This window comes from Caballeronia sp. AZ1_KS37 (assembly GCF_023631165.1).
GTDB classification, from domain to species: domain Bacteria; phylum Pseudomonadota; class Gammaproteobacteria; order Burkholderiales; family Burkholderiaceae; genus Caballeronia; species Caballeronia zhejiangensis.
In genome coordinates this window covers 20,632-44,566 of the sequence record NZ_JALQDP010000002.1, presented here as the reverse complement: position 1 = coordinate 44,566, position 23,935 = coordinate 20,632, and the positions used below count along the sequence as shown (strand labels likewise).

Annotated in this window: 20 protein-coding genes; 13 read left to right on the top strand and 7 right to left on the bottom strand. The window is 61.7% G+C overall.

Annotated features, from left to right (window positions below; translation table 11 throughout):
- Window positions 1–13: 13 nt before the first annotated feature.
- From NCS00_RS03340 to purN, 4 genes are all read right to left on the bottom strand, one after another.
- Complete coding sequence (locus tag NCS00_RS03340) at window positions 14–1,210, bottom strand: DesA family fatty acid desaturase (RefSeq protein ID WP_008351187.1); 1,197 nt, start codon at window positions 1,208–1,210, stop codon at window positions 14–16.
- Window positions 1,211–1,449: 239 nt separating this feature from the next.
- Window positions 1,450–2,814: a mechanosensitive ion channel family protein gene (locus tag NCS00_RS03335; RefSeq protein WP_250439072.1), complete on the bottom strand. Its 1,365-nt coding sequence runs from the start codon at window positions 2,812–2,814 to the stop codon at window positions 1,450–1,452.
- 3 nt (window positions 2,815–2,817) lie between these two features.
- A complete protein-coding gene (locus NCS00_RS03330; RefSeq protein WP_008351189.1) occupies window positions 2,818–4,116 on the bottom strand; it encodes an RsmB/NOP family class I SAM-dependent RNA methyltransferase in 1,299 nt (432 codons plus the stop codon).
- A complete protein-coding gene (purN, locus tag NCS00_RS03325) occupies window positions 4,113–4,763 on the bottom strand; it encodes a phosphoribosylglycinamide formyltransferase (protein WP_008351190.1) in 651 nt (216 codons plus the stop codon). Before purN ends, NCS00_RS03330 begins: the two co-directional genes overlap by 4 nt.
- Window positions 4,764–4,913: 150 nt before the next feature.
- Between purN and NCS00_RS03320 the strand changes: the two genes are divergently transcribed.
- The 6 genes from NCS00_RS03320 (at window position 4,914) to NCS00_RS03295 (ending at window position 12,253) form a co-directional block, all read left to right on the top strand.
- Entirely contained in the window at window positions 4,914–5,909 is a 996-nt protein-coding gene (locus NCS00_RS03320; protein WP_008351191.1) for a bifunctional riboflavin kinase/FAD synthetase, read from the top strand.
- Between the two features lie 95 nt (window positions 5,910–6,004).
- Entirely contained in the window at window positions 6,005–8,836 is a 2,832-nt protein-coding gene (gene ileS, locus NCS00_RS03315; protein WP_034472965.1) for an isoleucine--tRNA ligase, read from the top strand.
- Window positions 8,837–9,355 carry a signal peptidase II gene (gene lspA, locus NCS00_RS03310; protein ID WP_033537118.1) on the top strand — a complete coding sequence of 173 codons (519 nt, stop codon included), beginning with the start codon at window positions 8,837–8,839 and terminating at the stop codon, window positions 9,353–9,355.
- 54 nt (window positions 9,356–9,409) lie between these two features.
- Window positions 9,410–10,618: a bifunctional phosphopantothenoylcysteine decarboxylase/phosphopantothenate--cysteine ligase CoaBC gene (coaBC, locus tag NCS00_RS03305; protein ID WP_034472998.1), complete on the top strand. Its 1,209-nt coding sequence runs from the start codon at window positions 9,410–9,412 to the stop codon at window positions 10,616–10,618.
- 88 nt (window positions 10,619–10,706) lie between these two features.
- Window positions 10,707–11,153 carry a dUTP diphosphatase gene (gene dut, locus NCS00_RS03300; RefSeq protein ID WP_008351195.1) on the top strand — a complete coding sequence of 149 codons (447 nt, stop codon included), beginning with the start codon at window positions 10,707–10,709 and terminating at the stop codon, window positions 11,151–11,153.
- Window positions 11,154–11,635: 482 nt separating this feature from the next.
- Window positions 11,636–12,253, top strand: a complete 618-nt coding sequence (locus NCS00_RS03295) for a hypothetical protein (RefSeq protein WP_008351196.1) — start codon at window positions 11,636–11,638, stop codon at window positions 12,251–12,253.
- 176 nt (window positions 12,254–12,429) lie between these two features.
- On the opposite strand, the gene clpA is transcribed toward NCS00_RS03295, so the two are convergent.
- Together clpA and clpS are read right to left on the bottom strand one after the other, a co-directional pair.
- Window positions 12,430–14,733 (bottom strand): ATP-dependent Clp protease ATP-binding subunit ClpA, encoded by a 2,304-nt coding sequence (gene clpA / locus NCS00_RS03290; RefSeq protein ID WP_008351197.1) that lies wholly within the window; start codon window positions 14,731–14,733, stop codon window positions 12,430–12,432.
- Window positions 14,730–15,044, bottom strand: a complete 315-nt coding sequence (gene clpS, locus NCS00_RS03285) for an ATP-dependent Clp protease adapter ClpS (protein WP_008351199.1) — start codon at window positions 15,042–15,044, stop codon at window positions 14,730–14,732. The genes clpA and clpS overlap by 4 nt, the downstream gene beginning before the upstream one ends.
- 525 nt (window positions 15,045–15,569) lie before the next feature.
- Between clpS and cspD the strand changes: the two genes are divergently transcribed.
- Entirely contained in the window at window positions 15,570–15,776 is a 207-nt protein-coding gene (gene cspD / locus NCS00_RS03280; RefSeq protein WP_008351201.1) for a cold shock domain-containing protein CspD, read from the top strand.
- A gap of 158 nt (window positions 15,777–15,934) precedes the next feature.
- Here cspD and icd read toward each other — a convergent pair whose 3' ends face one another.
- Window positions 15,935–17,191, bottom strand: coding sequence for an NADP-dependent isocitrate dehydrogenase (gene icd, locus NCS00_RS03275; protein WP_008351202.1), 1,257 nt, complete (start codon window positions 17,189–17,191; stop codon window positions 15,935–15,937).
- 200 nt (window positions 17,192–17,391) lie between these two features.
- Between icd and NCS00_RS03270 the strand changes: the two genes are divergently transcribed.
- The 6 genes from NCS00_RS03270 to NCS00_RS03245 all read left to right on the top strand — a co-directional run bounded on the left by NCS00_RS03270 (window position 17,392) and on the right by NCS00_RS03245 (window position 23,935).
- Entirely contained in the window at window positions 17,392–17,967 is a 576-nt protein-coding gene (locus NCS00_RS03270) for a pseudouridine synthase (protein WP_008351207.1), read from the top strand.
- A gap of 396 nt (window positions 17,968–18,363) precedes the next feature.
- The gene (locus NCS00_RS03265; protein ID WP_075583544.1) at window positions 18,364–18,570 is read left to right on the top strand and encodes a hypothetical protein; all 207 of its coding nucleotides are present in this window, start codon (window positions 18,364–18,366) and stop codon (window positions 18,568–18,570) included.
- 123 nt (window positions 18,571–18,693) lie between these two features.
- Window positions 18,694–19,263: a DUF192 domain-containing protein gene (locus NCS00_RS03260; RefSeq protein WP_008351215.1), complete on the top strand. Its 570-nt coding sequence runs from the start codon at window positions 18,694–18,696 to the stop codon at window positions 19,261–19,263.
- A 193-nt stretch (window positions 19,264–19,456) separates the two neighbouring features.
- Window positions 19,457–21,562 (top strand): elongation factor G, encoded by a 2,106-nt coding sequence (fusA, locus tag NCS00_RS03255; RefSeq protein WP_008351216.1) that lies wholly within the window; start codon window positions 19,457–19,459, stop codon window positions 21,560–21,562.
- Window positions 21,563–21,662: 100 nt separating this feature from the next.
- Complete coding sequence (locus tag NCS00_RS03250; RefSeq protein ID WP_033537126.1) at window positions 21,663–22,145, top strand: cupin domain-containing protein; 483 nt, start codon at window positions 21,663–21,665, stop codon at window positions 22,143–22,145.
- A 128-nt stretch (window positions 22,146–22,273) separates the two neighbouring features.
- Window positions 22,274–23,935 carry an ABC transporter substrate-binding protein gene (locus NCS00_RS03245; protein WP_250439070.1) on the top strand — a complete coding sequence of 554 codons (1,662 nt, stop codon included), beginning with the start codon at window positions 22,274–22,276 and terminating at the stop codon, window positions 23,933–23,935.

The following is a 23,935-nucleotide window of genomic DNA, read 5'->3' as shown; positions in this document are numbered from 1 at the left end:
CGGATATCGCGCGTCAGGCGTAGCGGCGCAGACGCAACGCGAAGTCCTGCAGCGCCTTGATGCCGCTTTCTTCCGCGCGATGGCACCAGTCCTGCAATTGCGTGACGAGTTGCTCGCGCGATGCGTTGGAGCGATCCCACATCGCCGACAGATCCTTGCGCAGCTCGATGAACGTGCGCAGCTTCTGATTATCCGAAGTCAGCTCCGGCAGTTGCTTCAACTGCGGCTCGTTCAGGCCGTCTTCTTCCTTGTGGAACCACTTGCGCGCACCGCGCATCAACTGATACTTCTCGCGCGCGCCGGCCTCCTTCAGCTTCGCCAGTTCCTGCGCGTAGGCGTGCTTGAGCGCCTTGCCGTAGCGCGCCATCACTTCGTAGCGGTTGGCGAGCACGGCCTGCAGCGTGTCCTGATCGACGACGGCCTTGCTGGCGGCGAGCTTCGGCGTCGGCGCGACCTTCTTGACCTTCGCGAGGCCGACCATCGACATCATGCGGATGTACAGCCAGCCGATGTCGAACTCGTACCACTTGCTCGACAGCTTCGCGGACGTCGCGAACGTGTGATGGTTGTTATGCAGTTCTTCGCCGCCGATCAGAATGCCGAGCGGGAAGATGTTCGTCGATGCATCCGACGAATTGAAGTTGCGGTAGCCCCACCAGTGCGCGAGACCGTTGACGACGCCCGCCGCCCAGAACGGGATCCAGATCATCTGCACGGCCCAGACCGACAGACCGACGATGCCGAACAGCGCCACGTCGATGACCATCATGATGCTGATGCCCAGGATCGGATAACGCGTGTAGACGTTGCGTTCCATCCAGTCGTTCGGCGTGCCGTGACTGAACTTGCGCATGGTTTCTTCGTTTTTCGCTTCCGCGCGATAAAGCTCCGCGCCTTCGAGCAGCACCTTCCAGATGCCGCGCGTCTGCGGGCTGTGCGGATCTTCTTCGGTTTCGCACTTCGCGTGGTGCTTGCGGTGGATCGCCGCCCACTGGCCGGTCAACATGCCGGTGGTCATCCACAGCCAGAAACGGAAGAAGTGGCTCGCGACCGGATGCAGATCCAGCGCGCGATGCGCCTGGCAACGGTGCAGGTAAATCGTGACGCCGGCGATCGTGACGTGAGTCATCGCAAGCGTGAACAGCAGAATCTGCCACCAGGAGAAGTCCAGCAATCCGTTGGCGAGAAATTCAAGGGAAGAATTCAGCAAGGCAGTTACCTGTGTAGCTGTGAAATTCGGGAAAAATGGCCGGTCGAACAGACTTCGAACAACGCGTTGGGCACATGAAAGGAACGTGCGCAAGTTCGATCGCATTCTACTGCATGCGTTCCAAGTCTTTGTCCTAAAGGTGAAATTTTTTGAATCGTACCAAAACGAGGAAAAACTCACGCCCCGAATTGGTGTTGATTCCGACGCCAGATCGAACGATTGGTTCTGACGATCAGCGATCAGGCGGCAGGCGCAGCGCTTTCACCGCCGCTTCCGGCATAAAGTACCGATTCGCCGCCCGGGCGGGGCACGCCGTCGATAATCCTTATCTCGCGCTGAGCGTACGGGATTTCAATGCCATGCTCGCAGAATAACCGCCAAACCGCCCGATTCACGTGCGACTTTACGCCGCCTGTACCTTTGGCGGCCTCTTCGATCCAGAAGCTCAGTTCGAGGTTGATTCCGTCCGCGCCGAAGCTCGCGAGCAGCGCCGCGGGCGCCGGGTCCTGCAACACGCGCTCGACGCCCTGCGTTGCTTCGACGAGCAACTGCATCGCGCGTTCGACGTCGCAGCGATAGCTCACCTGCACCGCGATCTTCGCGTTGCCGCGCGTGAGAAACGACGAATGGTTCTGCACCACGTCGGTGATGAGCTTTTCGTTCGGAATCAGCGTTTCGATGCCGTCGAGGCCGCGCACCACCGTGTATCGGGTGCGAATCTGCGTGACCGTGCCCTGATTTCCGCTGACATTGATCATGTCACCGAGCCGCAAGGAGCGGTCCAGCAGAATGATGAAGCCCGATACGTAATTGCTCGCGATCTTCTGCAAGCCGAAGCCCAGCCCGACGCCGAGCGCGCCGCCGAACACGCCGAGCACCGTGATGTCGATGCCGACGATCGACAAGCTCACCAGAATGGCGGCGAGGATCATCAGCGCGCGGCCGACGCGCGCGAGCACCACTTTGAGATTCGCGTCGAGCGAGCGGGCGCGCATCAGGCGGTCGTCGAGCAGCGCGCCCGCCCACATCGCGACGATCAGCGTCACGCACACCCACAGCACGCCCGAGGCGAGCGAGAGCAGCGTCATGTGCGCGTTCGCGAAGTTGAAGCGCACGCTCGCCATCCAGTGGACGACGTCGTCCTGAATGCCCATGACGGTGAGCACCATCGTCACCCAGACGATCACGGTGACGAGTTTCTCGAAGAGATACAGCAGCGCGTTCGCCTCGTGCTCCGTCTGGCCGCGGCTGAACACGCGCCGCGCGACGTAGAGCATCGTGTAGATGACGGTGATGCCGCACAGCGGCACGAGCGCGAGCCGCAACAGCGACGTATGGATGAACGGCGCGAGCACGACCTGCGCGATCGACACGAAAACCGTGCCGAGCAACGGAAACAGCGCCTTGTTGAGACTTTCCGCGCCGAAGCGCACGGCTTCGAAACGCGACTGGCGGCGCGCATCGAGCTTCTTGCGAAGCAGACGCGCGCACCACCATGCCACTACGAGCAGGCCGACGAGCGCGGCCACCTGCCAGATCACTTCCGGCTCGCCGAAATCGCGGAAGAGCCGCGCGGAGAGTTCGTTCAGGAAGTGGTTCTGCATTGCTTACGCGGTTTCTTCGGCCGCTTTGGGCGCTTTTGCGGCGTCCGGCACGCGCTCCAGCACCGCCGCGAAGAAGCCGTCGGTGCCGTGCTTGTGCGGCCACAGCGACAGGAATTCGCCCGTATCGAGATCGATGCGCTGTTCCGCCAGCACGTCGCGCGCGGGCACGACGCGGAAGTTCGGATGCGTCTCGAGAAACTGCTTCACGACGTCTTCGTTCTCCGCTTCGAGCATCGAGCAGGTCGCATAGACGAGACGGCCGCCGGTCTTCACGAGGCGCGCGGCGCTCGACAGGATCGAGAGCTGCTTGGGCGTGAGTTCCGCGACGGTCGCGGGCGACTGGCGCCACTTCAGATCCGGATTGCGACGCAGCGTGCCGAGGCCCGAGCACGGCGCATCGACGAGCACGCGGTCGATCTTGCCCGCGAGACGCTTGATCTTCGCGTCGTGCTCGCTGTCGATCAGCACCGGATTCACGTTCGACAGACCGCTGCGCGCAAGCCGCGGCTTGAGCTTCGCGAGCCGGCGATCGGACACGTCGAAGGCGTAGAGACGGCCGGTCGAGCGCATCATCGCGCCGAGGGCGAGCGTCTTGCCGCCCGCGCCCGCGCAGAAATCGACGATCATTTCGCCGCGGCGCGGAGCCATCAGCGAGCAGAGCAACTGGCTACCCTCGTCCTGCACTTCGATCCAGCCTTCCTGGAACGGCGCGAGACGCGTGAGCGCCGGCTTGCCGTCCACGCGGATGCCGAACGGCGCGAACGGCATTTCGCCGGCGTCGATGCCCGCTTCGGTCAGCGCCTTCAGCACGACCTTGCGATCCGCCTTGATCGGATTCGAGCGCAGATCGAGCGGCGCGGGATAGTTCAGCGCGGCAGCGAGCTGCGCGAGTTCCTCCGGCTCGAAGCGCTTGCCCATCGCGTCGTAGATCCACTGCGGCAGGTTGGTCCGCACGCGCACCGGCAAGCTCGCCGGATCGATCTTCGAGACTTGCGAGAGCCATTGATACTCATCGGCCGAGACGAACGGCTTCAGCGCGGAGAGCCCGGCCGTCTGCATCAGCCCGAGCAGCGCCAGACGGCGCGCCTGGTTGCCGCTGCCGCTTTCCGCGAGATGCGAAAACTCCATCTTCCGGCGCAGCACCGCGAAAACCGCCTCGGCGATCACGCCGCGCTCGCCGTGCCCGAGCTTCGGATGCGCGCGGAAAAAGCGGCTCGTCGCGGCATCGGCGGGGCCGGAAAAGCGGAGCACGTCCGCAAGCAGCGTTTCGGTTTGTCCGATCAGAAATCCATGCAGCCTCATACGCCCTCCCCGGCAATGTCGGCAAAGAGCCATTGCGGCTCAGACGGCGTGAGCGCGACGCGCTCCCCTTCGATAGAAAGACGCCCTTCGATAAACCAGCGCACCGCGCGCGGATAGATGTCGTGCTCGACCTTGAGCACGCGCGCGGCGAGCGCGGCGGCATCGTCGCCGGCGACGACCGGCACCGCGCCTTGCGCGACGATCGGCCCGTGATCGAGCGTCGGCGTCACGAAATGCACGCTTGCGCCGTGCACGCGCACGCCGGCGTCGAGCGCCTGCTGATGCGTACGCAAGCCCGGAAAACACGGCAGCAGCGACGGATGAATGTTGAGCATGCGCCCGGCATATTTCCCGACGAAGGCGTCGGTCAGCACGCGCATGAAGCCGGCCAATACGACGAGATCGGGCTCGAAGCGATCGATTTCGCGCGCGAGCGCGGCATCGAACGATTCGCGACCGTCGAACTGACGATGATCCACCACCTTCGTTTCGATGCCGTTCGCGGCCGCGAAGCCTAGCCCGGCGGCATCGGGCCGGTTGGAAATGACCGCGCAGACGCGAGCCGGCCAGCCTTCGCGCGCGCAAGCACGCACGACGGCCTCCATGTTGCTCCCGCGTCCGGAGATCAGAATGACGATTTTTTTCATCCGCGGATTTTATCATTCGAAGGGTGCGAAAATCGTGCCAAACGGGTTCGGTCAGGCATCGCGCCGGGGCGCTCGCGCCCGTCCCTCCTTGCGAGCGTTTATAATCTAACGCTTTGCAGCATCAGCCCCTCCCACCGACCATCGCCTATCGTGAGAGTCTTTCGCGGCCTCCCCAATGCCGAAAGCCGGGCGCCCTGCGCACTGACCATCGGCAATTTCGACGGTGTCCATCGCGGCCACCAGGCGCTGCTCGCGCACGTGCGGGCAGCCGCCGACGCACGCGGCCTGCCGGTCTGCGTGATGACTTTCGAGCCGCATCCGCGCGAGTTCTTCAATCCGGCGGGCGCGCCGCCGCGCATCGCGATGCTGCGCGACAAGCTCGAAGCGCTGCGCACCAACGGCGTCGATCGCGTGGTGGTCGAGCATTTCAACAAGACGTTCGCGGGACAATCGCCGGATACGTTCGTGAAGAACGTCATCGTCGATGGCCTGCACGCGCGCTGGGTCATGGTCGGCGACGACTTCTGCTACGGCGCGAAACGCGCGGGCAATTTCGAGTCGTTGAAAGCCGCCGGCGAGAAATACGGCTTCGAAGTCGAGCAGATGGCAACGGTCGCGCATCCGAACGGCACGCGCATATCGTCGTCGTCGGTGCGGGCGTCGCTCGTCGCGGGCGATCTCGACGCGGCGCAAGTCGCGCTCGGGCGCCCGTATGTCATCAGCGGTCACGTCGTGCACGGCGCGAAGCTCGGACGCGATCTCGGCTTTCCCACGCTGAATCTGCCGATCGCGCACAAGCGGCCGGCGCTCGCGGGCATCTTCGTCGTGCGCGTGCACGGCCTCGCCGATGAACCGCTGCCCGCCGTCGCGAGCCTCGGCCTGCGCCCGACCGTCGACGATTCCGGCCGCGTGCTGCTCGAAGTGTTCGTGCTCGACTGGCACGGCGACGCCTACGGCAAGCTCGTGCGCGTCGAATTCCTGAAGAAGCTGCGCGACGAGGAAAAGTACGTCGACCTCGAAACGCTCGGCCGCGCCATCGCGAAAGACGTCGACAACGCGCGCGCGTACTTCGGCCTGCCGCCCGCGAGCAACGCCGGCAGCCGCGCGACGGGCTTCGCCATCTCGGCGACCGACCGAATTAGGTGAGCGTGCGGCGCGTTCTTGTGCCGTCCGCTGCCCCGCTTCCGAATCACCGCGCGCTAAAAGACGAGCGCCGTCTCACCGAATTCACTGAGTCACCCATGAGCGACAAGAAAGAAAAAGCCTCCTCGAAGTATCCCGTCAACCTGCTCGACACGCCCTTCCCGATGCGCGGCGACCTGCCCAAGCGCGAACCCGCGTGGGTCAAGGAGTGGCAGGACAACAAGATCTACGAGAAGATCCGCGCGGCGTCGAAGGGCCGCAAGAAGTTCATCCTGCACGACGGCCCGCCGTATGCGAACGGCGACATCCACCTCGGTCACGCCGTCAACAAGATCCTGAAGGACATGATCGTCAAGGCGCGCAATCTCGCGGGCTTCGACGCGGTCTACGTGCCGGGCTGGGACTGTCACGGCATGCCGATCGAAATCCAGATCGAAAAGCAGTTCGGCAAGACGCTGCCCGCCATCGAAGTGATGCGGAAGGCGCGCGCGTATGCGGGCGAACAGATCGAAAAACAGAAGGTCGGCTTCCGGCGCCTGGGCGTGCTCGGCGACTGGGACAATCCGTACAAGACGATGAACTTCGCCAACGAAGCGGGCGAGATCCGCGCGCTCGGCAAGATCATGGAGAAGGGCTTCGTGTTCCGCGGCCTGAAGCCGGTAAACTGGTGCTTCGACTGCGGCTCGGCGCTGGCCGAAGCGGAAGTCGAATACAAGGACAAGACCGATCCGACCATCGACGTCATGTTCGCGTTCGCCGAACCGGAGAAGTCCGCGCAGGCGTTCGGCCTGCCCGCGCTGCCGAAGACGGAAGGCGGCATCGTCATCTGGACGACGACGCCCTGGACCATTCCCGCGAACCAGGCGCTGAACGTGCATCCGGAGATCGTCTACGCGCTCGTCGATACGCCGCGCGGTCTCCTGATCCTCGCGCAGGAGCGCGTCGAAGCGTGCCTGCAGAACTACGGCCTGACGGGCGAAGTCATCGCGACGACGACCGGCGAAAAGCTCGCGAACCTGCGCTTCCACCATCCGCTCGCGGCAGCGCATCCGGGCTACAAGCGCACGGCGCCGGTCTATCTCGGCGATTACGTGACGACGGAAAGCGGCACGGGCATCGTGCATTCGTCGCCGGCGTATGGCGTGGAAGACTTCGTGTCGTGCAAGGCGCACGGCATGCCGGACTCGGACATCATCAACCCGGTGATGGGCGATGGCCGCTATATCGAATCGTTGCCGCTGTTCGGCGGGCTCTCGATCTGGAAGGCGAATCCGCAGATCGTCGAAGCGCTCGAAGGCGCGGGATCGCTGCTCAAGAGCGAAAAGTACACGCACAGCTACATGCACTGCTGGCGCCACAAGACGCCGATCATCTATCGCGCGACCTCGCAATGGTTCGCCGGCATGGACGTGAAGCCGAAGGACGGCGGCCGCACGCTGCGCGAGATCGCGCTGGAAGGCGTCGAGAACACGGCGTTTTATCCGTCATGGGGCAAGCAGCGTCTTTACAGCATGATCGCGAATCGCCCGGACTGGACGCTTTCGCGTCAGCGTCAGTGGGGCGTGCCGATGGCGTTCTTCGTGCACAAGGAAACCGGCGAGCTGCATCCGCGCACGCTGGAGTTGCTGGAAGAAGTGGCGAAGCGTGTGGAGGAAGGCGGCATCGAAACGTGGCAATCGCTCGATCCGCGCGAACTGATCGGCGACGAAGCCAACATGTACGAGAAGAACCGCGACACGCTCGACGTGTGGTTCGATTCCGGCACGACGCACTGGCACGTGCTGCGCGGCTCGCACAAGGATTCGCTGCAGTTTCCGGCCGATCTCTATCTCGAAGGCTCGGACCAGCATCGCGGCTGGTTCCATTCGTCGCTGCTCACCGCGTCGATGCTCGACGGCCGCGCGCCCTACGACGCGCTGCTCACGCACGGCTTCACCGTCGATGGCGAAGGCCGCAAGATGTCGAAGTCGCTCGGCAACGGCATCGATCCGCACGAAGTGTCCAATCGCCTTGGCGCGGAAATCATCCGTTTGTGGATCGCATCGACGGACTATTCGGGCGAGCTCGCGATCTCCGAGGAAATCCTGAAGCGCGTGACGGAGACGTATCGCCGTATCCGCAACACGCTGCGCTTCCTGCTCGCGAATCTGTCGGACTTCGATTTCGACAAGAACGCGCTGCCGGTTCAGGACTGGCTCGAAATCGATCGATACGCCATCGCGCTCACGCGCAATCTGCAGGACGACGCCCTCGCGCACTACGAGAAGTACGAATTCCATCCGGTCGTCGCGAAGATCGCGACATTCTGCTCGGAAGACCTCGGCGGCTTCTATCTCGACGTGCTGAAGGATCGCCTCTACACCACGAAGCCCGATTCGCGCGAGCGCCGCAGCGCGCAAACCGCGCTGTTCCATATCGCGCACGGCTTGTTGCGTCTCGTCGCGCCGTATCTGTCGTTCACGGCCGAAGAAGCGTACAAGGTGCTCAAGCCCGGTCAGGAAACGATCTTCACGGAAGTCTTCGCGACGTATCCGGAGATCGCGAACGGCGGCGATCTGCTCGACAAGTGGACGCTCATCCGCAGCGCGCGCGGCGACGTCACCAAGGCGCTCGAAGAAGCGCGCACGGCCAATCAGATCGGTTCGTCGCTGCAGGCGGAAGTCGTGGTTCGTGCGAGCGGCGCGCGTTACGACGCACTCGCGAGTCTCGGCGATGCATTGCGCTTCGTGCTGATCACGTCGTCGGCGCAAGTGGAAAAGGTGGCGAGCGAAGCAGAAGAAGGCGTCGATGTCGCCGCGTCGAGCTACATGAAGTGCGAGCGCTGCTGGCACTATTGCGCCGATGTCGGCTCGCACCCGGAACATCCGGGCCTCTGCGGCCGCTGCTTCTCCAATCTCTTCGGCGCAGGCGAAACGCGAGGCGCGGCATAAATGGCTCGAACGATGGCAAAGCAAACTTCCGTTAGAACCGCGAGCAGCGGTTCGCTCGCGCCGTGGCTCGGCGTCGCGCTGATCGTCATTCTGTTCGACCAGTTGACGAAGATCGCCGTGCAGCGCGTGTTCGCCTATGGCGATCCGCATGCGCTCACGCCCTTTTTCAATCTGCTGCTCGTCTACAACCGCGGCGCGGCGTTCAGCTTCCTCGCGATGGCGGGCGGCTGGCAGCGCTGGGCGTTCACGGCGTTGGGCGTCGTCGCGGCGATCGTGATTTGCTATCTGCTCAAGCGCCATTCGGGGCAGCGCATGTTCTGCACGGCGTTGTCGCTCATCATGGGCGGTGCGATCGGCAATGTCATCGACCGGATTGCGTACGGGCACGTCATCGACTTTCTGGATTTTCATGTGAACGCGTGGCACTGGCCGGCGTTCAACCTCGCCGATAGCGCGATCACCGTCGGCGCGGTCCTGCTGATTTTCGACGAACTGCGGCGCGTGCGCGGTTCACGTTGATATTCACGACGCGGCTCCTCTCACGGAGCCGTGTTCTTTTGCGATGGAGGCAAGTTGGAACTCGCGGGCAAACATCTCGTTTTAGGACTGACCGGCGGCATCGCCTGCTACAAGATCGCCGAACTGACGCGCCTGCTCGTCAAGGCCGGCGCAACCGTGCAGATCGTGATGACCGAAGCGGCCACGCAGTTCATCACGCCCGTCACGATGCAGGCGCTGTCGGGCCGTCCCGTGTACACGTCGCAGTGGGATGCGCGCATGCCGAACAACATGCCGCACATCGATCTTTCGCGCGAAGCGGATGCGATCGTCATCGCGCCCGCCTCGACCGACTTCATGGCGAAGCTCGCGCATGGCATGTGCGACGACCTGCTTTCGACGCTGTGCATCGCGCGCGATTGCCCGCTGCTCGTCGTGCCCGCGATGAACCGCCAGATGTGGCAAAGCCCGCCGACGCAGCGCAATGTCAGCCAGCTTCGCGCCGATGGCGTCGAAGTGCTCGGTCCGGATTCGGGCTCGCAGGCGTGCGGCGAAGTCGGCGACGGCCGCATGATCGAGCCGGAAGCCGCGTTCGAAGCGATCTGCGCGTTCTTTCAGCCGAAGATTCTGCGCGGCCAGCGCGTGCTGATTACCGCCGGTCCGACCTTCGAGCCGCTCGATCCGGTCCGCGGCATCACCAATCGTTCGTCGGGCAAGATGGGCTTCGCGCTCGCACGCGCGGCGGCGCAGGCGGGCGCGGACGTGCATCTCGTCGCCGGTCCGGTTTCCCTGCCGACGCCGTGGGGCGTGTATCGCGAAGACGTGCAGACCGCGCAGGAAATGCACGATGCGGTGATGGCCGCGACCCCTGACACCGACATCTTCATCGCGGTCGCCGCGGTGGCGGACTGGCGCGTCGATCACGTCAGCGAGCAGAAGATCAAAAAGACCGCCGACGCGTTGCCGACGTTCAACTTCATCGAGAATCCGGACATTCTCGCGTCGGTGGCGAAGCTGCCGAATCCGCCTTTTTGCGTCGGCTTTGCGGCGGAAAGCGGCAATCTCGAGGTTCATGGCGATGAGAAACGCAAGCGCAAGAACGTGCCGCTGCTGATCGGCAATATCGGACAGCTCACGTTCGGACGCGACGACAACGAAGTCGTGCTGTTCGAAGAAAGCGGCACGACACCGCTGCCGCGCGCCGGCAAGCAGGAACTCGCGCGCACGCTGATCGCGGAGATCGCAAAACGCGCGCCGAAGACCGGCGGCACGCTGTTGTCGTGACCGAACTCGACGCCGCGCGCACGCGCTCCTATCGACTTCCCGCCGATGCTTTCGAGCTCGGCCATTCCATTCAATAACGCCTCGATCCATGAAACTCGACGTCAAGATTCTCGATGCGCGCATGCGCGACTTCATGCCCGCCTACGCCACGCCCGGCAGCGCGGGCCTCGATCTGCGCGCGTGCCTCGATGCGCCGCTCGTCATCGAGCCGCATCAGACCGTGCTCGTGCCGACCGGCCTCGCCATACATCTCGCCGATCCCGGCTATGCCGCGATGATCCTTCCGCGCTCGGGTCTGGGTCACAAGCATGGCATCGTTCTCGGCAATCTCGTTGGGCTGATCGATTCGGATTATCAAGGCCAACTGATGGTTTCGACGTGGAATCGCGGCGACACCGCGTTCACGCTGAACCCGATGGAGCGTCTCGCACAGATGGTGATCGTGCCGGTCGTGCAGGCGCAGTTCAATATCGTCGATGATTTCGAAGCGAGCGAGCGCGGGCTTGGTGGATTTGGAAGTACCGGGAAACACTGAAAGCGAATGCACTCGCGCTGGGACGAGACATAGATCGTCCCACTGATCAGTTCCATTACCGATGAAACGCGGATTATCTTTTAGATAATCCGCGTTTTTGTTTAACGATCCAAAATATCGAGCTTTCAAATAGGAAAATTCTCGCAATCAAATCGCTTGCGCGTATTACAAACCTTCACAGTTATTTTGACATTACAAACCTATAACTCCCTACAACAAAAGAACGCGCGGACTATCTCCATCAACATAACTGCAGCTATCTCGGCGCGTTGTTCGAGACAGCATCGAGTTCATCGCTTGGCGATGAGCCCAATGTTTTCACGCACGTTTTCGCTGCGAAATTCCGATTCAAATGTTTGTTGTCGACGCTGACTTAATAAACCCGTGGAGGTAGCCATGTAGACCGCTTCAATACTCGATCCAATTGGATTAATCCGCGCCGCTTTATTTAGGATTCACAGTCATATCTCTAGGAGTGCATCATGGCCCAAGAATGTATGTTTTCAGACAACTACCAGCTCGCACTGGAATTTCCCAACGTCTCGCTGTCCGGCCTTGCACCGCCTGCCAGCGGATTCAAATTCTATGACCACTGGTTTTACTCCAATGACGCTGGCGTCCAATCAGTCTGCAACCCCGGCCGTGATGGGCAGGCGCTTCTGGGCGAAACAACTTCTACCGTAGTAAGTAAGCTCGATGTGGCTCAAGTGAGTTTCTACTCCAACACCTACACCGCGCAAATGTTTCCGACGTCGTATAACGGCCTGTTCTACCTTGTCGCCATTCAAGTAGATGCAGACATACACGGCAATGACTGCGAGGAAATCATCCTTGGCCCGCTTCCGCCCCCGCCTCTGGAAACCGTACTGGCGAGCCCCGACGATCACCACGATTCGTCGTGCATGCAAGGAATCGGCTGGAGATTTTTCACCATATTCGGAGTGTCGCCGGACTTCGTAAAACCCTCATCGGCAGTCTCGTTTCACAGCAATAACGGGGAACACGGCAAGTTTCGGCTCTCAGGTACAACTGGAGATAAAGACTTGCGCATCGTAACCATCAGCTCGATCAACATCATGGTCGGAACGCTCAACCCGTGAGGACGCAAACAGAAGACGCGCTTGCTCGTTTCCGCGCATCATCTGGACTTCGAGACTGATGGGATGGGACACGGATACATTAAACATGCTTGAGCAAGGAACGGCTTGTTGTGAAACGCGCAAAAAAAAAGCGTGGGCTCTTTCGAGTCCACGCTTATCGTCCCGCCTTAAACGCGTTAATCCACTTCGATCGCTTCCGGATTCGGATTGCGCGGCGGCGCCGAGTTTTCGTCGAACGTCAGCTGCACCTTGTCGTCCGCATCGACATCGACCGTCACGCGGCCGCCGTTGACCAGCTTGCCGAACAGGAGCTCGTCGGCCAAGGCGCGACGGATCGTGTCCTGAATCAGACGCTGCATCGGACGCGCGCCCATCAGCGGATCGAAACCGTGCTTCGCCAGGTGCTTGCGCAGCGAATCGGTGAAGACCGCATCGACCTTCTTCTCGTGCAACTGATCTTCCAGTTGCATGAGGAACTTGTCGACCACGCGCAGGATGATTTCCTCGTCCAGCGAACGGAAGCTGATGATCTGGTCCAGACGGTTGCGGAACTCCGGCGTGAACATGCGCTTGATGTCGGCCATTTCGTCGCCCGACTCGCGTCGCGACGTGAAGCCGATCACCGCCTTGCCCATTGCCTCGGCGCCCGCGTTCGTCGTCATGATGATGATGACGTTGCGGAAATCCGCCTTGCGTCCGTTGTTGTCCGTCAGCGTGCCGTGGTCCATGACCTGCAAGAGCACGTTGTAGATGTCCGGATGCGCCTTCTCGATTTCGTCGAGGAGCAGCACGCAATGCGGCTTCTTCGTGACGGCTTCGGTCAGCAAACCGCCCTGGTCGAAACCGACATATCCCGGCGGCGCGCCGATCAGACGGCTGACCGCATGGCGTTCCATGTACTCCGACATGTCGAAGCGCAGCAGTTCGATGCCCAGCGTGAACGCCAACTGCTTCGCGACCTCCGTCTTGCCGACGCCCGTCGGGCCGGAGAACAGGAACGCGCCGATCGGCTTGTCCAGCTTGCCGAGACCCGCGCGCGCCATCTTGATCGACGCCGACAGCGCGTCGATCGCCGGATCCTGACCGAACACGACGGCTTTCAGGTCGCGATCGAGCGTCTGGAGCTTGCTGCGGTCATCCTGTGACACGCTCTGCGCCGGCACGCGCGCGATCTTCGAGATGATCTCTTCGATCTCGCTCTTGCCGATGGTCTTCTTCTGCTTCGACTTCGGCAGGATGCGTTGCGCCGCGCCCGCTTCATCGATCACGTCGATGGCCTTGTCCGGCAGATGACGGTCCGTGATGAATCGTGCCGACAGTTCCGCCGCCGCCGACAGCGCACCCGACGAATACTTCACGCCGTGATGCTCTTCGAAGCGCGTCTTGAGGCCGCGCAGAATCGCCACCGTCTGTTCGACGGACGGCTCGGTGACATCGACCTTCTGGAAACGCCGCGACAACGCCGCGTCCTTCTCGAAGATGCCGCGATATTCCGTGAACGTGGTCGCGCCGATGCACTTCAACTGACCCGACGACAACGCCGGCTTCAGCAGGTTCGATGCGTCGAGCGTGCCGCCCGATGCCGCGCCCGCGCCGATCAGCGTATGAATTTCGTCGATGAACAGAATCGCGTGCGGACGCTCTTTCAGTTCCTTCAACACCGTCTTCAGACGTTGCTCGAAATCGCCGCGATACTTCGTGCCGGCGAGCAGCGCGCCCATGTCGAGCGAGTAGACCTGTGCATCGGCGAGGATGTCCGGCACTTCGCCGCGCGTGATGCGCCATGCGAGGCCCTCGGCAATCGCCGTCTTGCCGACGCCGGCTTCGCCGACGAGCAGCGGATTATTCTTGCGACGGCGGCACAGCACCTGCACCACACGCTCGACTTCGAGTTCACGGCCGATCAGCGGATCGATCTTGCCGTCCTTCGCGAGCTGGTTGAGGTTCTGCGTGAACTGCGCGAGCGGCGTTTCCTTCTGCGCAGCGGCGTCTTCCGATTCCGGATTCGCTTCGCTGCTCGCCTTGGCGGCGTCGCCGCTATTCGTCTTTGCAATGCCGTGCGAAATGAAATTCACGACATCGAGACGCGTGACGCCCTGCTGCTGCAGGTAGTACACCGCGTGCGAGTCCTTCTCGCCGAAGATCGCGACCAGCACGTTCGCGCCGGTCACTTCCTTCTTGCCATTCGAAGTCGATTGCACGTGCATGATCGCGCGCTGGATCACGCGCTGGAAACCAAGCGTCGGCTGAGTATCGACGTCGTCCGTGCCGGGCACGGTCGGCGTGTTGTCATGAATGAAATTGCGCAGGTTCTGACGCAAATCTTCAATGTTGGCTGCGCAGGCGCGCAACACTTCAGCCGCGGTCGGATTGTCCAACAGGGCGAGCAACAGGTGCTCGACCGTTATGAACTCATGCCGCGCCTGACGTGCTTCCATAAACGCCATGTGCAGACTGACTTCCAGTTCCTGGGCAATCATGCTTCCTCCATCACGCACTGCAGCGGATGCCCCGCTTGCCGTGCATGGCTAACGACTTGCTCAACTTTGGTCGACGCAATGTCTCGCGTGTAGACCCCACAAACTCCCCTGCCTTCGCGATGAACCTTGAGCATGATCTGCGTCGCGGTCTCACGATCCTTATTGAAGTATTCCTGCACGATCATCACGACGAATTCCATCGGCGTGAAGTCGTCATTCAGCAGCACCACCTTGTACATGGCCGGCTTCTTGAGCTTCTGCTCCTGCCGCTCCAGTACCGTGCCATCCTGCTTGTTGGGATTGATCGCCATACACCCATTCTAAACATCACGGACGTCCTCGCAATCGCCGCTCCAGCACCGACCGCCCGGTCGGAATGTGTCGCTGAAAACCGCACTCGCACAGGTGTCGCCCATCGAATCCTGCCGCTGCCCAACATTTCGGCGCGGCCCGCTTGCACCTCGTCGAAACCAGTATCGCACAGCTTCAAAAAAAACAAACCGAGCACCAAGCGCTGCGGGCCGCCGGGTATCACACAAGTGAGTCGATTATGCGACTTTTCAAGATGACTTGCTTGGACGGCAGCACACACGCAAAGCAGGAATTACCCTACGAATGCGCTCTTTGCAACGAGCTTAACGGCTATCCCAAAAATTCCTTGACACCCGATTTAAGAGATTTAACAATCAAACTGGCACTTTTTTCCGGGGGCCAACCACGGACGAAAAAAGAGGCCGAGGTGAGCTTGTGAGGAGGGGGCGGTTCACATTGTGGGGTGTGCCGTCGAGCTTTTCGAGCGTGCTCTGGGTGCGACAAGAGTTAGAGGGGAAGTACGAATGTCTACTGGTACGGTCAAATGGTTCAACGACGCGAAAGGCTACGGATTCATCACGCCCGATGAAGGCGGCGAGGATCTGTTCGCACATTTCTCGGCGATTCAAATGAACGGTTTCAAGACGCTCAAGGAAGGCCAGAAGGTCAGCTTCGAGATCGTCCAGGGACCGAAAGGCAAACAAGCTTCGAACATTCAGGACGCTGCCTGACCGTTCGATCGACTTAGCCTCGTGAAACCCGGCCTTCGCGCCGGGTTTTTTCATGCCTCGCGCGTTGCACGCATATGAGGCATGTGCGCGAAATAAAAACCCCGGAAGGCGTAGGCCTTCCGGGGTTTTTATTTACCACATCGAATCGAGGTGAGTCCTCACATATTCTCGATCATCACCTCTCCGAAACCCGAACACGATACTTGCGTCGCGCCTTCCATCAAACGCGCGAAGTCGTACGTGACGCGCTTCGAAAGAATCGACTGCTCCATCGACGAAATGATGCGGTCCGCGGCCTCGAACCAGCCGAGATGGCGCAGCATCATTTCGGCGGACAAAATTTCCGAACCGGGATTCACGTAGTCCTTGCCCGCGTATTTCGGCGCCGTGCCGTGCGTCGCCTCGAACATCGCGACGGAATCCGACATGTTCGCGCCCGGCGCGATGCCGATGCCGCCCACCTGCGCCGCGAGCGCGTCCGAGATGTAGTCGCCGTTCAGGTTGAGCGTGGCGATCACGTCGTATTCGGCGGGACGCAGCAGGATTTGCTGAAGGAACGCATCGGCGATCACGTCCTTCACGACGATATCGCTGCCCGACTTCGGATTCTTCACCTTCATCCACGGGCCGCCGTCGATCAGTTCCGCGCCGAACTCCTTCTGCGCGAGCGCGTAGCCGTAATCGCGGAAGGCGCCTTCGGTGAACTTCATGATGTTGCCCTTGTGCACGAGCGTCACCGAGCGGCGATCGTTGTCGATCGCGTACTGGATCGCCTTGCGCACGAGCCGCTCCGTGCCCTCCCGCGAAACGGGCTTGATGCCGAGTCCCGACGAATCAGGGAAGCGGATCTTCTTCACGCCCATTTCTTCGCGCAGGAACTTGATGACCTTCTTCGCTTCGGGCGAATCCGCCGGCCATTCGACGCCCGCGTAGATGTCTTCCGAATTCTCGCGGAAGATCACCATGTCGATCTTCTCCGGTTCGCGCACCGGCGACGGCACGCCCTTGAAGTAGCGCACCGGACGCAGACACACGTAGAGATCGAGTTGCTGACGAAGCGCCACGTTCAGCGAGCGGATGCCGCCGCCGACGGGCGTCGTGAGCGGCCCTTTGATCGACACGATGAAATCCTTCACCACTTCGAGCGTTTCGTCCGGCAGCCACACGTCGGGGCCGTAGACGCGCGTCGCCTTTTCGCCCGCGAAGATTTCCATCCATTGAATCTTGCGCTTGCCGCCGTAGGCCTTCTCGACCGCCGCATCGACGACCTTGATCATCACCGGGGTGATGTCGACGCCCGTGCCGTCGCCCTCGATATACGGGATGATCGGCTGATCCGAGACGTTGAGCGAGAAGTCCGCGTTGACGGTGATCTTGTCACCGCCTTCCGGAACCTTGATGTGCTGATACGGCATGGTCGACTCCAAATAAGGCCGGGCTTGAATGGAAGCAAGCAAACTGGATAGAGAGCGATGCGATGCAGCATGCGCGGGCGATGAACCCGCGCGATGAAGTTCACTTCATCATTCTAACCATGCTGGCTTGTCCCGGCGCGCCCGAAAGCCGCCGCGCGCATGCTTTAAGATGCCGCATCCGATCACGCCGCGCGCCTCGCATGTCACTTATCGCCCTGAACAAGCCCTTCGGCACCATCTGCCAGTTTTCGGCGCACGAGACGCGCGCGTCGCTCGGCGACTGGGTGAAGACGCCGGGCGTGTATCCCGCGGGCCGGCTCGACGCCGATAGCGAAGGCCTGCTCCTCCTCACCGACGACGGCGCGCTCCAGGCCCGCATCGCGGAGCCGCGTCACAAGCTGGTAAAGCGCTATTGGGCGCAAGTCGAAGGCGCGCCCGACGAAGCCGCGCTCGCGCGTCTTTCGAAAGGCGTCGATCTCGGCGATTACGTGACGCAGCCGTGCCGCAGCGCATTCGTCGACGAACGCGACATCGAAGCGCTCTGGCCACGCAATCCGCCGATCCGCTATCGCGCCGCCATCCCGACGACGTGGATCGAGCTCGCCATCACCGAAGGCAAGAATCGGCAGGTGCGGCGCATGACGGCTGCAGTCGGCTTTCCGACCTTGCGGCTCGTACGCGTCGCGATCGGCGCGCTCGATATCTTCACGCTCGGACTCGCGCCGGGCGAGACTGTCGAGGTCGCCCCGCGCGCGCCGTGGCAGCGCGTTCGTTGAATCGCATTCAACTATCCTGAATATCGGCCGTGTGCATCGCCGTGTGCATCGTTTAGTGCGATGTGTTTAAACGTGCTGTCATCGAGATCGAGTAGCGCATATCGCGCCGCCGATATTTTTTTTGTCGCCGCGCAATTTTCTCTGTAAATCGCGTCAACCGACTCTTCACGCGACGCGTTAAGGGCGTCAGATGCCGCATAAAGCTATCCGGCATGAGCGAATAACTGATTACAACTACCTGTGTGCTCCAGGGAGTTTGAAAGGTTCAAGCGTTCACATTCGCATCGAATTTGAATTATCGATGTCGAGTGTCAACCGAAAGGTAGGTGGCTCGTTTACCGACATGACTCAATGACCGGGTCGTTTGGTTAATTAACTCAAGCTGAGGATTCACAGATGAACAAACTGATCGCTGCTCTCGTCGCTGGCCTGTTCGCAACCGCTGCTTTCGCACAAGAAGCTTCGGCACCGGCCGCTGCTGCTCCGGCAGCTGCTTCGTCGGCTCACAAGTCGGCTCACAAGAAGACGTCGCACAAGTCGTCGAAGTCGCACAAGAAGGCAGCCGCTGCGTCGGCTCCGGCAGCCGCTTCGGCAGCTCAGTAAGTTTTTTGTAAGAGGCGGTATAGCGAAGTCAAGAACGAGCATTACCGCCGTCCTTACGGCGTTCAAAGGGCAGATGGCCGCAAGGCGTCTGCCCTTTTGTTTTGTGCCTGCGCATCGAGTAACATGCGCGGGGTTTGTCCGGCTCAGGCGCAAGCCATCGATCAGAAAGGGAGCTTTGCCGTGAATCTCGTCTCGCGCTTCTTCAATCAACAAATCAACCTCGGCAAGCTCGCGCGCGCATGCGTGATCGCGCTTGCCCTGCCCTTCGCCGCATTGCCGCTCGCACAGGCGCAGACGATGCCGCCCGGCGCCAAGCAGCCGTCCGACTTTCCGCGTGCAAAGCTGACCGCGGGCATGTATGTGATCGACGCCGCCGTCGCCGCGAACGATGCCGATCGCGAGCAAGGTCTCATGTATCGCACGCAGCTCGCACCGAACGAAGGCATGCTCTTCGTGTTCAATGAAAACGCCGTGCATTGCTTCTGGATGAAGAACACGCTGATCCCGCTGTCGATCGCGTTCATCCGCGCGGACGGCACGATCACCGACATCGACGAGATGCAGGCCGAAACCGAGAACAACCACTGCCCGCGCAACAACGGCGTGTATGCGCTCGAAATGCCGAAGGGATGGTTTGCCGCGAAAGGCATCAAGCCGGGCACGCAGATCAAAGGCTTGCCGCGCGCGCAGTAACGCGCTTCTTGCCCGCCCGAACAACCGGCGTCGTCGCACGACACGCCGGTTTTTTTGCGTCCGGGAAGTCGCTTGCGCCGGGCTGGCAGGATTCCTGCAAAGAGCCTGCCGACGCGCTATCCTAAAAAGATTCGGCGCGACGCATTCGCGTTGGCTTCACACGCCGCGCCGACTCAAACCACAGGAGGTTCACGTGCCCCGCAAGACTCCCATCGAGCGCTATCGGAATATCGGAATCAGCGCTCACATCGATGCCGGCAAAACTACGACTACCGAGCGCATCCTTTTCTACACCGGCGTGACGCACAAGATCGGCGAAGTGCACGACGGCGCGGCCACGATGGACTGGATGGAGCAGGAGCAGGAACGCGGCATCACGATCACCTCCGCGGCAACGACGGCCTTCTGGAAAGGCATGGCCGGCAATTATCCGGAACATCGCATCAACATCATCGATACGCCGGGGCACGTCGACTTCACGATCGAAGTCGAGCGCTCGATGCGCGTGCTCGATGGCGCGTGCATGGTCTACGACTCGGTCGGCGGCGTGCAGCCGCAATCGGAAACCGTGTGGCGTCAGGCGAACAAGTACAAGGTGCCGCGCATCGCGTTCGTCAACAAGATGGACCGCGTCGGCGCGGACTTCTTTCGCGTGCAGCGGCAGATCGGCGACCGGCTGAAGGGCGTCGCGGTGCCGATCCAGATTCCGATCGGCGCGGAAGATCACTTTCAGGGCGTCGTCGACCTCGTGAAGATGAAGGCGATCGTCTGGGACGACGAGAGCCAGGGCATCAAGTTCACCTACGAGGAAATTCCCGACAACCTCAAGGATCTCGCGCACGAGTGGCGCGAGAAGATGGTCGAGGCCGCCGCCGAAGCGAGCGAAGAGCTGCTCGAAAAGTATCTGGAAGACCACAACAGCCTGACCGAGGACGAGATCAAGGGCGCGCTGCGCAAACGCACGATCGCCAACGAAATCGTACCGATGCTCTGCGGCAGCGCGTTCAAGAACAAGGGCGTCCAGGCGATGCTCGACGCAGTGATCGACTACCTGCCCTCGCCCGTCGACGTGCCCGCGATTCTCGGCCACACGGAAGACGACGAGGAAGCGGAGCGTCATCCGAGCGACGACGAGCCGTTCTCCGCGCTCGCGTTCAAGATCATGACCGACCCCTTCGTCGGGCAGTTGATCTTCTTCCGCGTGTATTCGGGCGTCGTGAATTCAGGCGACACGGTCTTCAATCCGGTGAAGGACAAGAAGGAGCGCCTCGGCCGGATTCTGCAAATGCACGCGAACGAGCGCAAGGAAATCAAGGAGGTGCGCGCGGGCGACATCGCGGCGGCCGTCGGTCTCAAGGAAGCGACGACCGGCGACACGCTTTGCGATCCGCAGAACGTCATCATCCTCGAACGGATGATCTTCCCTGAACCGGTGATCTCGCAGGCCGTCGAACCGAAGACGAAGGCCGATCAGGAAAAGATGGGCATCGCGCTGAACCGTCTCGCGCAGGAAGATCCGTCGTTCCGCGTTACGACCGATGAGGAATCGGGCCAGACGATCATCTCCGGCATGGGCGAGCTGCATCTCGAGATTCTCGTCGACCGGATGAAGCGCGAGTTCGGCGTCGAGGCGACGGTCGGCAAGCCGCAGGTCGCGTATCGCGAGACCGTGCGCAACAAGGTCGAGGATGTCGAAGGCAAATTCGTCAAGCAGTCGGGCGGACGCGGGCAGTACGGTCACGCCGTGATCGCGCTGGAGCCGGACCCCGGCAAGGGCTACGAGTTCGTCGACCAGATCAAGGGCGGCGTGATTCCGCGCGAGTTCATCCCCGCCGTCGACAAGGGCATTCAGGAAACGCTGAAGGCCGGCGTGCTCGCGGGCTATCCGGTCGTCGACGTGAAAGTGCGGCTCACCTTCGGCTCGTATCACGATGTCGATTCGAACGAAAACGCGTTCCGCATGGCGGGCTCGATGGCCTTCAAGGAAGCGATGCGCAAGGCGAAGCCCGTGCTGCTCGAACCGATGATGGCCGTCGAAGTCGAGACGCCCGAGGACTTCATGGGCAACGTGATGGGCGATCTCTCGGGCCGGCGCGGCATCGTGCAGGGCATGGAGGACATCGCGGGCGGCGGCGGCAAGCTCGTGCGCGCGGAAGTGCCGCTTGCCGAGATGTTCGGCTACTCGACGTCGCTGCGCTCGCTGACGCAAGGCCGCGCGACCTACACGATGGAGTTCAAGCATTACGCGGAGACGCCGTCGAACGTGTCGGAAGCGATCATCAATTCGAAAGCGAAATAATCGCGATCGAACCGTGTAGTATCGGAAGTCCGTTGCTCGCTTCCTTGATGGCGGCAACGGACTTTTTCATATCCGCAGACCATACACGGGCATGAGCGACATGAGCGATCCACATCAGCACATCGATTGGCGCGAACACGGCGTCAAGGTCATCAAGGGCGATCAGCTCGACACCAACACGCCGCAGACGCCCGGCATGAACCGCGCGGCTGCCATCAACGCGGCGCGCGTCGGCGCCCAGAAAATCTGGGCCGGCACGGTCACGATCCATCCGAATGCGAAAACCGGCGCGCATCATCACGGCGCGCTCGAAAGCGTCATCTATGTCGTGCGCGGCCAGGCGCGCATGCGCTGGGGCGAGCATCTCGAGTTCACGGCCGAGGCCGGTCCCGGCGACTTCATTTTCGTGCCGCCTTATGTGCCGCACCAGGAAATCAACGCGAGCACCGCCGATCCGCTCGAATGCGTGCTCGTGCGCAGCGACAACGAAGCGGTGGTGGTGAATCTGAACATCGATGCCGTCGAGAAGCCCGAGGAAGTCTATTGGGTCGATCCGATTCACAAGCATCCACACGATCACTGAAAAGCGCACGGGCGCGTCATGGAGCGGCGCGTTCCTTGCTAGCGATGCCCGAATGCACCTCGACGGCGCGGTCGAGCCGATCGCGCGTGGGCGACGGCCAGCAAACAACGACAACGGAAAAGCACACGATGAAGAAACCTTCGACCGACGCGCATCTTCTGGAACTGGCCCGCCCTCGCGCGGGCGAACTGGGCAATCACGCGATCGACGAGTTCATGGCCGGACGCCTCACGCGCCGCGAGTTGCTGCGCCATGCGAGCGTGCTCGGCATCGCGCTCACGGCGGGCGGCATCTTCGGTATGCCGGGCGCGCGGGCGCAAGGCGCGGGCAAGCCGGGCGGCACGATCCGCGTCGCGCATCTGATGCCCGCGGGCGCCGTCGATCCGCTCACCGTGACGGATGCGTCGGGGCTTGCGCTCATCAATCAGACCGGCGAATTTCTCGTCGACGACGACAGCGAACATCTAACGCTCAAGCCGGCGCTCGCGCTGTCGTGGTCGTCGAATGCCAAGGGCGACGTGTGGACGTTCAAGCTGCGCCCGAACGTGAAGTTCCACGACGGCCAGCCGATGACCGCGAAGGACGTCGTCGCGACCTTCAACCGCCTGTCCGATCCGGCGACCGGCTCGGCTGCGCTTTCGGTGCTGAAGGGCGTGCTGTCGAAGGATTCGGCGAAGGCCGTCGACGATCACACCGTCGAGTTTCATCTCGACGCGCCCAATGGCAATTTCCCGTATTACGTTTCCTCGGATACGTATAACGCCGTGATCCTCCCGGCGAATTTCAGCGGCCCTTACGAGAAGACGTTCATGGGCACGGGCGCGCTGAAGCTGGATAAATACACGCCGAAAGTGGGCGCATCGTTCGTGCGCAATCCCGACTACTGGGGCGAGAAAGCGCTGCCCGATCGCGTGCAGTTTTCCTTCTACGCGGATCAACAGGCGCAGCTTCTCGCGATGCAAGGCCGCCAGGCCGACGTGATGGGCGACTTCACGGTGCAAGGCGGGGTCGCGATGCTGACGAATCCGCAATTCAAGGTGCTCGGCACGAAGTCGAGTTCGCATCGGCAACTGCATATGCGCTGCGACATGGCGCCGTTCAAGGACAAGCGCGTGCGTCAGGCGCTCGCGCTCGCGATCGATCGCGAAGTCATCGTGAAGGGCCTGTTCCGCGGCCGCGCGCAAGTCGGCAACGACAGCCCGTTCGCGCCGGTTTTTCCGTCGAGCGATCTCAGCGTGCCGCAACGCAAGATCGACATCGCGCAGGCGAAGAAGCTGATGAGCGATGCCGGCGTCGCGAACGGCTTCGACGTCACGCTCACGACCGAAAAGTACATGGAGATTCCCGATCTCGCAGTCGTCGTGCAGAACGCGGCGAAGGCGATCGGCATACGCATCCAGTTGAAGGTCGAGAGTCAGGACCTCTATTACGGCTCGGGCACGTTCGGCAAGTCGGACTGGCTCGATTCGCCGCTCGGCATCACCGATTACGGGCATCGCGGCGTGCCGAACGTGTTCCTCAACGCGCCGCTGACGAGCGGCGGCACCTGGAACGCGGCGCACTTCAAGAATCCCGAATACGACAAGCTCGTCGCGCAGTTCGTCGCGGCGCTCGACGTCGCGTCGCAGAAGAAGCTGTCCGGGCAGATTCAGCATTTGCTGCTCGACGAAACGCCGGTCGTCATCCCCTACTTCTACGACCAGCTGATCGTCACGCGCGCCAATGTCTCCGGCGTGCGCTTCAACGCGATTTCGCAGATGTGGTTCGACCGCGCGACGATCTCGGCGTAA